Origin of the sequence: Veillonella sp. VA139 (assembly GCF_003992005.1) — a bacterium.
Taxonomy (GTDB): domain Bacteria; phylum Bacillota; class Negativicutes; order Veillonellales; family Veillonellaceae; genus F0422.
On sequence record NZ_RQVL01000002.1, the window covers coordinates 148,003 to 159,002 of the forward strand.

The following is an 11,000-nucleotide window of genomic DNA, read 5'->3' on the forward strand; positions in this document are numbered from 1 at the left end:
GGAGTATATATGAATACAACAAAAGAATGGATTGAAAAATATGAAACAGTAAAACATTTATTAGTTGCCCCTATGAACTATGCAGAAGTTTTTGAAAAAAATGAAATTCATGGAAAAAAATTATTTGTTTTAGAAATGGGAGAAATCATATTTCCTACGGGAGAGCTTTTGGTAAGAGATCCTTTGGTTTGGCTGAGTAGAGCAGAAAAACCTTACTTAACCAAAGTACCAAGAGGAAAGTATAGCATTGAAACTTTGGTAGCAGAAATCGAAGAAGAACACTATCGTTATATACTTACAAGAGTAAAATTTAATGAAAATAAGCCTGTGATTTATTACGAAGCTTTAAAAGGTGATGAAAACCTAGAAGGTGTAGATAATGAAAGTATTTTTGGATTTATGGTTGATGCAGGATTGGCAACTATAGTTGATGTAGAAACAAGAGATAAATATTGTGATTTTGTAGAGAAGTGGTATAAAGAAAATACTGAAAAAAATATTTATAATGATTTTTTTGCAAAGGAATTTAAAGAAAATGCCATGAAATATCCAAAATTTCAAAGAGAAGATGGAGATTGGATAAACTTTAAAATTCCTAATACAGATTTATCAATTCCTATGATTCAGTCTGGTTTTGGAGATGGACAGTATCCTGTATATTTTGGGTATGATGAAAAGGGAAATCTTTGTGATATTGTTTTAGAGTATATACCGATAAATTAATTTCAGTTTTACGAAAATATCGTACAACTAATATAGCTAATACTACCTCTCCAAACTTTTAAAGAACCAAAAAGATAATAAAATGACCACATCAGAGTAAACATACTCAGTGTGGTCATTTTATTACGTTAGAAAGGTTCCCTTAAAATATTATTTATCTAATTGTACTTTCACACCATAGATAATATTAACTAATTCAGCCATAGCTTCTGGTGTTTCTAGTCCAGGATTCAATAAGAACCATTGGGATGGTAAGAAGATGACTTTGTCATTTTTAACAGCTTGTAATTGATTCCAAGCTGGGTTGCTAGTCATTTCTTTGGCAAAGGTTGCATTGATTTCATCTTTTTTACCCATGGTAACGACAAGGATTATGTCCGGGTTATCTACTGTTAATGTTTCTAAGGAATAAGGCACTGTTTTAGAAGTCACATTATCTTTTAAATGTTGTTCTACTACATTGGTAATGCCTAATTCATGAACCATAGATGCCGTGATTGCTAGTGGAGTTTCTGCTGTGACAGATTTACCTGTAGCACGTAATACGGCAACTTTAACAGGTTTATCTTTTGGAATCGCTGCTTTAACGGTATCGATTTTTTTATTGTAATCTTCGATGACAGATTTGGCCTTATCTTCTGTATGGAAAATATTGCCCAATAATGTTAATAGCGGAATATTATCATTGATTCCATCGTAGTTAATCAAAATAGATGGAATGTTATTGCTATCTAATTGCCCTTTGAATTTTTCATGTTGGCTTGGCAAGCCTAATACTAAATCAGGATGTAGACCCACTAATTGTTCCATATTAGGATTGGCTGTATGGCCTACGCTTGGTAATGATTCAATTTCACTAGGTAATTTTTCGTTACTTTCAACACGAGCGATGGCTTTGCCACCTACAGCATAGATCATTTTGGAAATAGAATTAGATAGGGCTACTACCTTGGATGGGTTAGTTGGAATTGTGTAGGACTGATCTTGGTAGGATACAGTGCGAGTTGTTTCTGTTGAAGTAGTGGTTGTTTTGCCACAGCCTCCAAAAAGAAGGGCAGTGGATAGAAGGACAGCGCTACAAATTTTCATATATGTGTTCATGGTTTTTTCTTTCAAATAAGGGGATACGAATCGTATCCCCTATTGTTGTTAAATACTATAATATTGTAAACACAATGCGATTATTTTACTAATGCATCGTATGCTTCGGAAGCACGTTCAGCAAAGATATCACGGATTTTTTGGTTTTCACCAGCACCATGGATATAAGTGTCTACTGTGAATCCTTCTTTCATAAGAATGTTTTTATGTGAATCAGGTTCGTCACCAGCCATATCGTTGTTTGCATGGTCACCAGCAACCATCATTAATGGCATTAATGTTACGTGTTTGATTCCTTTTTCTTTCAATTGAGGGATCACTGTTTCAAGGTTTGGCCATCCTTCTACTGTGTAAAGGTATGTGTTTTGGAATCCCATGGAATCGATACGATCTTGGATAACTGCATAGTAAGCGTTGGATGGATCTGGAGTACCATGAGCCATGATCAATACAGCAGAATCTTTTGTTTGGATCATAGGGAATTGGGAAGAGTATGCTTTTAATGCTTGTTCAATATCATCGCGTTGTTCTTCTTGACCCATCCAGTACATTAAAGGTAAACCTAATGTCATTTTTTTGAAATCTTGTTTATGATGGTTGAATACAGCGCCAGCATAGTTATATTCCATACCTGGAATCATGTTCAATGTTGTCAATGCAACACGAGTATAACCTTCAGCTTTCAATTGATCTAATGCTTCTTCTGGAGTAGGGTATGTAATACCTTCATGAGCTTTAATACGATCAATGATGATATGAGATGTGAAAGCAGTCACAACTTTTACATTTGGATGTTGTGCTTTGATTTCATTGATTGTTGCATCAATTGTTTTAGCACGAGTATCTTTGAAAGTAGTACCAAAGGACATAACTACGATAGCATCTTTATTCATTGCGTCTTTCATCATTGGATTTTCGTATGTGCGAACACCAATGGAAGCTGCTTCTTGTAATGCTGGAGTTGCATCTTTTACTTCAGAATTTAACATGTACGCTGCATCAGCAGATTGAGATACGCCGAAAGCTGCAGTTACTGCTAATGCTGCAATCATAGCGCTTTTAGAAAAGAATTTCATAATAATTCTCCTTACCTAAAACTAGAATATACCCAAAAGCATGAATTTTTATTTCTCTATTCATACTTATCTATAATTATATGCTTAACTGTGACAAGTGTCAATGAATTTTAGATATGTAATGATGAAAGTTAGCTATAGTCTAATTTTAATACTACAGATGCCGTGTAGCACATAGTTGATACAATCTTGACAAAGTAAATTTAACTGTGATATTCTGAATTGCTTTTTAATTCAATCTAATTTTGTGGACATTTGAAATATTTTTTGAAGGATAGAATAATACAATAATAGAATCATAGGAGATAGAAATGAAGTATACACGAAGTAGAGTAGCAATCGCTGTAGTAGTATTATGCAGTGTTTCTAATATAGGGTGGGCAGATTCTGGCGTAGTAGTTAATGGTGGAGGTACCAGTGCTACTGGATATGCTGCTTTAGCAGTAGGGGCCAATGCTAATGCATCGGGTAATCAGGGCATTGCCATTGGTGCGAATACAGTGGCTAGTGGCGGTAATGCAACGGCTATTGGATTAAATACTAAAGCCACCGCTATTGATGCACTAGCTATTGGTACTGAGGCAGAAGCGAAGAATATCAATACCACTGTAGTAGGTACCCATGCCTTATCTAGTGGAGACTATGGTGTGGCAATTGGTTCAAACTCCTATGCCACAGGGGAGCGATCGATTTCTATTGGTGTAGCCATCAATGAACCGGCTACTAAACGATTTGGTGCTACTGGTGGTCGTTCCATCAGTATTGGTAATGAAACATTAGCTTCTGGTGGACATTCCACAGCCGTAGGGGACAGTGCGACAGCTACCAATAATCTGTCTGCGTCGTATGGGGCATTTGCCAATGCTACAGGTGTTCAATCCACTGCAGTAGGTCATGCATCGAATGCAACAGGTGATTATAGTGCCTCTTTTGGCGATGCCTCCAAAGCTAGTGGATACACATCTGTGGCAGTCGGATATGGAGCAAAGGCTCAAGATACAGAAACCATTGCTATCGGTAGTGGTGCAAGCACGAATGATACAGGATCTCAAGGGTCGATTGCTATTGGTCGAAACTCGACAGCTTCAGCAGGGCTTTCTGTTGCCATAGGGGCAGATGCTAAAAATGAAAGAAAGCATTCTACTGCAGATCATACTTATTATGGTGCCACTGCAGTAGGCACAGGGGCTATCACAGGCAGTGTTGGCTCTATTGCTATCGGTAATAATAGTGTGGCTAATACAGAGCTAGTAGATGGTGAGATTGGTGTATACTCTACCGCAGTGGGTACATCTAGCTCCTCACAAGGGATATACTCTACGGCGATGGGGGTATTTTCTCGGGCCTTAGGTCATTATTCTGTTGCTATGGGAATGCAGAAACATCAAGTGACCGGAGAAGAATTGGGTGCAAAAGGCTATGGATCCGCAGCCATTGGTTTATATTCACATGCAGTAGGGATTCAAGGGATTGCTCTAGGTCAAGAAAGTTTGGCCAATAATAACCGTAGTATAGCTATCGGTGCTAATACAAAAGCCAATGCCGTAGATACAGTGGTAGTGGGCACTCGTGCTACGGCCTCTGCAGCGAGTGGCATAGCACTAGGACAGGATACGAAGAGTACTATTGAGTATGGTGTTGCCTTAGGGGCTAGCTCTGCAACATCTGGGACTGCTTTTACAGTAGGATATAATCCAACAACTAAGACGACGATGGATATGAGTACCATAGTCTCCGATGTAACAGCCTACGAGGCACAAAAAGCGATTATTAAAAGCGCCGATGAAAGTATTGCAAAATCGAATGCCCAATTACGTATTTCAGAATATGATCGCATTTATGGTGATACACAAGAAAAACGTGATGCTGCTAATGCTACGACTGCCTTGCATCGAAATATAATTGCCAAAGAAATAGAAAAGAAAACAGAGGCAATTCAAAATATAAAAGATAACTTTTCTGGTGCTTCTACATGGGAAAGCTCATTAGGGGGTGTGTCCGTTGGTAATGCAGACTTAGGATTAACTCGGCAAATTAATAATGTGGCGGCCGGTACATTAGATACAGATGCTGTTAATGTGGCTCAATTAAAACGTGTACTTAATACAAGTATCAACAATACCATGGGTGATATGATGAACCAAACAAACACATTGGTGAATGGTGTTCGTCAAGATGTACAAGCACTTCGTAGTGAAAGTCGAGAAGGAGATGCTATGAATGCAGCCTTAGCAGCATTAAAACCGGTGGCCTATAAACCGACAGAGCCTACACAAATCATGGCGGGTGTGGGACACAACTCTGGTAAAACAGGATTTGCCCTAGGGGTAGCCCATTATACAGATGAAGGGACAATGTTTAATGCGGGTGTTGCCTTTGCGGGTACACAGCGATCCTATAATGCGGGGGCCACATTTAGAATTGGACATGGCAGTGACGATATACCACAGTACGCACCACCAGCAACAGTACAAGTACTTTCAGAAGAATTAGCATTAGAAAAATCTAGAAATGAAATACAAGAGCGCCGTATGCAAGAACAAGAGGCAAAACTCAATCGTTTATTAGAACAAAACGAACGATTACAACAAGAGGTAGCCACATTAAAGACCTTATTAAAGTAATGCAATAGAATACAAATGGTAGTCAACTACTACAAAGGCTATGGACCGATAGAATCGGCTATAGCCTTTTTTGTATTCTTCAAAATATGGTATGGGTCTTTGGAATCAATGAATGATACGAAAATGATGAATAGAAAGTGAAAAGTGACACAAATTATATATCTTATATGAGATATTGTTACAATTTGATATTCAAATGGAGCATTCTTTGCCTATTTAGAGTAGATGTAAATTATAATTAGCACTACAATATTAATGAGTAATATTATCAATGATATTTGTATATATAGGAAGATGGTGGACAACTATGCACAACTATAAACCATATCATAAGCGTCTGTTAAGTAGCGCTGTCATGAGCTGGATGGCTTGCTCATGCTATTTATTAGGGGGGGTAGCACCTGTACAGGCTGAGGGTGCTGTATATGTAACAGCTGATCGTGCCCAAGAAGAAGCAAAATACAACTCTCAACAAGTGCAAATCATTACTAAAAAAGATATTGAACAAAAGCAAGCTAAATCTGTGGAAGATATTGTTTTTACGCAAGCTGGTGTCAGTCGTACAGTAGATGGCATGGGTCGTGTCGGCGTATCTATCCGTGGAGCAGAACCACGACATACGTTGATTTTAGTGGATGGGCAACCTGTAATGGGTGAATTTGCTAAGTACCAAGGTCAAGGTGATGAATTACAACGGTTAGGTACGGAAAATGTGGAGCGCATTGAAATTATCCAAGGGGCAGCCAGTGCAAAATATGGTTCTGATGCGATTGGTGGTGTTATCAATGTCATCACGAATAAACCAAATAAAAAAGCAAATATCCGTATTAATGGTGAAAGCATTCGTTCTAAAGGGGATCAAGGACTCGTTCCATTTAGTAATTTCTTCATGCGTGCCGACTCAGGTCAGCATGGTAAATTGCGTGTCAACATCCACGGTAGTAAACGAGACATTGTGCCAGTGTATGCTGCAAGAGATAGAAAGGAAGTTCCTTTTGGTAATGCAGGTGTGAATGAACAATTTCCTAAAAATTCACTGCGCTACTATGGTGCAAACTCTAACCTTGGATTAGCCGCCATCTATGATGTGAATGATAACAATTCTTTTTCTTTTGCTATGGACCGATATAATGAAGATTTAGAACGGTATGTGAAACGAACCAACTCCGAAGATGAACCACAAGTACATTACAAACGAAATTTAGATCGGAATAAAACGAATCTTTCCTATTCAGGATCTGATGATGTGAGCAACTGGAAAGTAGAATTAAACTCAGCGCGCACAAAAGAAGATGATGTGACATTGACTAGTGAGTTTGGTCGCAGCAATTATGAAGGTAAAAATACATTGAATTATGTGGACAATGTGGACCACAAACAATGGAGTTTACACATCACTGGTGATGTACAGGCAAATGATAATCATCTTCTATCCTATGGTGTTGGGTATACTACTGAAAGCGGGGAAGGTAGCCGTCTTAAGAGCGCTCCTCATACGTGGGTGAGAAATATCGACCCATGGGACTACGATAAGAGTTTAGCTGTGAAGAAAGGGAAACCTGCTAGTACTATTTATCGTCATTCTTTTGATAAAAATAGTGATGGTTCTTTGCGGTGGAATAAAGAACATGAATGGTATGGCTATGACGGAACATCAAATACTAGCGTACCTGAATTTACCTATGAAGATTTTAAAAACTATCTAGATCCAGAGGCGGGACTGGATGAATCTGCTTTCATGGGCCTTGTGTATAACTCTGGCGGTAACTATACACCAAACAATCTGGAAAAAAGAAATCCAGAGGCATTTGAGCGCTTTAAAAAATTTAATGATAAATTATTTGACGATCCATATAATAAAGAATTAATTGCAAAGTATGGACCAGGTCATCAAGGGTCAACTACCATTGATGGGGTAAAACCGCCTATTATTAATAAGGCATATTTAGCCTTATTCTATTACATGGAAGAGCCATCCTTTAAAATCGTACGCCCTAGATTTAATGGTGGACATTTTAAAGATGAGTACAATAAACGGATTAACCAACAAACCGTAGGAAGTGCTCGGTTAAGGAAACAACATTTCTTCATTCAAGATACATGGCAAGTGAATAAAGACACGATTTTACAACCGATTGCTCGCTTAGACCATAGTGATTTATTCGGGTCTCACTTAACTTTCAATATGGGGGTTACTCATAATGTGGGGGGCAATGCACACCGTCGTTTGAAAGCCAATATTGGTACCAGTTACACAGAACCTGGCATGGGCGAATTGTATTATAATTGGGAAATGTATGGTCCAACTATAACGAATGTAGCACCTTTATCTGGTGGTCGTGCCCGACTTGGATGGTACTGGGTAGGTAATCCAGATTTAAAACCAGAAACATCGAAAAACATTGATATTTCCTTGGAAGGGGAAAATAAAAATACCTATGTAAAATTAACTGCATTCCGTAACCAAATCACAAATTATATGACCATTGCCAATACAGGACATTTAATGGACTTTGCCCCTTATCTTGATGAAAGCACCTATATGGGTGCCACTAAGTATGCACATGCACCAGATATGATTTATACTTTCAAAAACATTGGTAAAGCACGTATCAATGGTTTGGAACTAGAAGTCAAACAACGGTTGAATGATCATTTTAAATTTAAATTAGGCTATACCTATTTGAATGCGATCAATAAAACCAACCCAGATTTACCTCGTCGATTACTTGATAAACCGATGCATAAACTAGACTTAGGATTAGAATTTGAAGATAAGAAAAGTGGTTGGAGTGGTAATATTTGGACAGACTATTACTATAAAATGCTAGACAGTAATTCCGTATCTGGCGGTGGTAATTACATTACGTCTCAAGTGGACCCTAAAAATAATGATAAATCCATTATTACCTACGAGTTCAACACGAAAAAAACAGCAGATATGTACAAGCTAAAATCCTATGGCATTTGGAATATGATTGTACAAAAGAAAATTAATAAAAATTCCTTAGTGTATTTTGGTATTAATAATATCTTTGATCATCGAGATGATGATAGAGCCTTACAAGGTCGTCAATATCGGTTTGGCATGAATTTAAAATTTGGTGCTTCCAGTGACACAAAGGATAAGGTAGTGGAAGCATCTACGAAAGTCATTCATGATAAGAATGATGTAATAGTAATGACTCCATTGAATGCCATTGTTTTAGAGAAACCATTTGATGAAAGTAAAGAAAAAGGAATTACTTTCATAGGCGACTTGCGTATGGGTGGCGATAGTCATTTAGGTGGTAACCGACCAGCCAATCGGGTCACAGCTGTGAGCTCAATTAGCGATGGAGCATTGAAAAATCTACAAGATAAAAATGAACATGGGTTCCATACACGATTGCGAGTGGGTGCTGATGCACGAATTAATGACACTACGAATGTTAAATTGCTGATAACAGCACAGGGGCAACATGGGGTGGATACATCCCATGAAATGGTAGGTCCTAAAGGTATTCAACATAGTAGAGTAGAAGAATTGGATGTTACAAAACATCATGCCAAATGGGATTACTCTGTAGGTCGTATAAAAGAACGCATGGGTGCTACAGGGTACTGGTTTAATAAAGAGTTTGATGGTCTCCGTACCGTATGGACTAGTGATACCAATCAAGTTCGTATTGGCTTTGGTGATTTCTCTCATAGCACGGGCATCCAAGACTCTGCCTATACGCATGCGGTGTTCACTAAATTTAAACGACCACCTACAGTAGATGAGTTCGTAGGAACCACCTTCGATTATACAGAGCTTTCAGAAGAAGAGCGGAACCGTGTGGGTGGTGCAAAGGTTGAAAAAGTAGTGAAAGATGCACCGAATACCATTAACTATTACCAACAATTGAAAGCTTTATTAGGGGAGTACCCTACATTACTTGAAAAACAAACAGAGGTGACAGATGAGTTAAACATCTTAAAAGATGAATTAAATAATGAGTATATTGCTACTACTGAAGAAATAAAAGCTGAATATCGGAAAAATATTGAAGCTAAAACTAAAGAATTAGAAGAAATTACCTCTAAACTCGATGCTAATGTTGACGCTCAATATGATACGGTAGCACGTATGCAAGATACTATTATTAAAGCCTATGGCGGTGATAAAGCCTTTAAAACCTATGATGTACCTTCAGGGACTTGGAAAGAAGTTACGATTCCAATAAAAATGCCTGATATACCATATCGATTACAAGGTAAGTCAGTGTATCATGATGAAGATGATGATCAGGATTATGAAGATACTGTAGATAGTGATAACTTTCATACTAAACCAACAGCAAATCCTAGTGGTGCAAACCTTAATAATCCGTTGTTTAAGTTAAAATTAACTGATATTAAAGTACTAGGCAAAGATAAAAAAGAGTTCCTAAAAAACTGGTTTGATGCAAATAAAGAAGAAATCTTGAAGGCATATCGTGAAAGAGCCATGGAAATGGGGAAAACTGTAGTAGGTGAAAAAGGGACAATTACATCTATCACATTCAAAGATGAAGATTTAAAAAAAGTGGGAGACGATTTATATAGACTTAATTATTTAACTATTGGTAATCCGGGAGAATCTTCTATTGAAAAAACTTATAAATCTGGGCTTTACCCATACTTAATTGCTCAATATTTCAATAAATTAGTCAGTGTACTAGAAGCCACAGATGGGCATAGTCGTTTACCTCGAGAAGCTTTCATCCCTTACACAGGAGCTATCATTCCGGCAGAGGGTGTTGTGTTGCAGCGTGACGTAATCCCTCCAATTAAAAGAGCCGGATTCATTCAACTTCGTCACATGGTGGGCAAACAAATGGGTATTACAGCCTGGTATCTACGTTCTGTTGGTAAAGATGAATTTAGTATGTCCTATGCATCGGGATTAAGCACTTCCTCTAAAGTATTTAATGGGATGGCAAATGTCATAGGTATTGGTGCTAATTATCGTATGGGGCAAGCGACAATCTCCTTTGATTATGGTCAAAATAGAACAGACCTAGGACGATTCATGAATGGTCGCACTACATACGATTATGTGCCGGGTTCTATCAACTTTACTCCGACAGGTCGAACTAATGGTGGTAATCCAACATTCTGGGCTGTTCGATTCGATGTTGGACAATCGGATATGAGTCGCCCAGGTAGCTGGAATGGATTCATCGATTACAAATCCTTTGAACATGGATCCTTCTTCGGAGGCAATGGAACGGGTGCAGTACCAGATCGTTACCTAGATGGTATCCGTAGCTTTACCGTTGGTGGTGGATATGTACCATGGAAAGATGTATTACTAGAAGCATTCTATACCTTTGATGCGAAAGCAATCGGACAACGAGATACTTTATACGGTGCAGAAAACTTTAAATTAGGAAATTACACAAGAATCCAAGGAACCTATAAATTCTAGTTCTATGTAATTGAAAATAAGTTTCTATCCTGTATTGGATAA

5 protein-coding genes are annotated in these 11,000 nt (G+C 38.0%); 3 read left to right on the forward strand and 2 right to left on the reverse strand.

Annotation, left to right across the window (positions count from 1 at the left end; all coding sequences use genetic code 11):
• The first annotated feature begins 9 nt into the window (after nt 1-9).
• Entirely contained in the window at nt 10-723 is a 714-nt protein-coding gene (locus EO125_RS01960; RefSeq protein ID WP_127147409.1) for a DUF4241 domain-containing protein, read from the forward strand.
• 150 nt (nt 724-873) lie between these two features.
• Here the strand turns inward: EO125_RS01960 and EO125_RS01965 are convergent, their stop codons facing one another.
• A complete protein-coding gene (locus tag EO125_RS01965) occupies nt 874-1,824 on the reverse strand; it encodes an ABC transporter substrate-binding protein (protein WP_240630415.1) in 951 nt (316 codons plus the stop codon).
• An 80-nt stretch (nt 1,825-1,904) separates the two neighbouring features.
• Nucleotides 1,905-2,876 carry a sirohydrochlorin cobaltochelatase gene (locus EO125_RS01970; RefSeq protein WP_370447283.1) on the reverse strand — a complete coding sequence of 324 codons (972 nt, stop codon included), beginning with the start codon at nt 2,874-2,876 and terminating at the stop codon, nt 1,905-1,907.
• Nucleotides 2,877-3,211: 335 nt separating this feature from the next.
• Here EO125_RS01970 and EO125_RS01975 point away from each other — a divergent pair, with 335 nt between their 5' ends.
• Nucleotides 3,212-5,524 (forward strand): YadA-like family protein, encoded by a 2,313-nt coding sequence (locus EO125_RS01975; protein ID WP_127147411.1) that lies wholly within the window; start codon nt 3,212-3,214, stop codon nt 5,522-5,524.
• A 307-nt stretch (nt 5,525-5,831) separates the two neighbouring features.
• The gene (locus EO125_RS01980) at nt 5,832-10,958 is read left to right on the forward strand and encodes a TonB-dependent receptor domain-containing protein (RefSeq protein ID WP_240630416.1); all 5,127 of its coding nucleotides are present in this window, start codon (nt 5,832-5,834) and stop codon (nt 10,956-10,958) included.
• Nucleotides 10,959-11,000: the final 42 nt, after the last annotated feature.

Excerpts from the sequence above, each read along its gene's own strand:
- EO125_RS01960 (WP_127147409.1), top strand. The coding sequence starts at position 10 with ATGAATACAACAAAAGAATGGATTGAAAAATATGAAACAGTAAAACAT.
- EO125_RS01965 (WP_240630415.1), bottom strand. The coding sequence starts at position 1,824 with ATGAACACATATATGAAAATTTGTAGCGCTGTCCTTCTATCCACTGCC.
- EO125_RS01970 (WP_370447283.1), bottom strand. The coding sequence starts at position 2,876 with ATGATTGCAGCATTAGCAGTAACTGCAGCTTTCGGCGTATCTCAATCT.
- EO125_RS01975 (WP_127147411.1), top strand. The coding sequence starts at position 3,212 with ATGAAGTATACACGAAGTAGAGTAGCAATCGCTGTAGTAGTATTATGC.
- EO125_RS01980 (WP_240630416.1), top strand. The coding sequence starts at position 5,832 with ATGCACAACTATAAACCATATCATAAGCGTCTGTTAAGTAGCGCTGTC.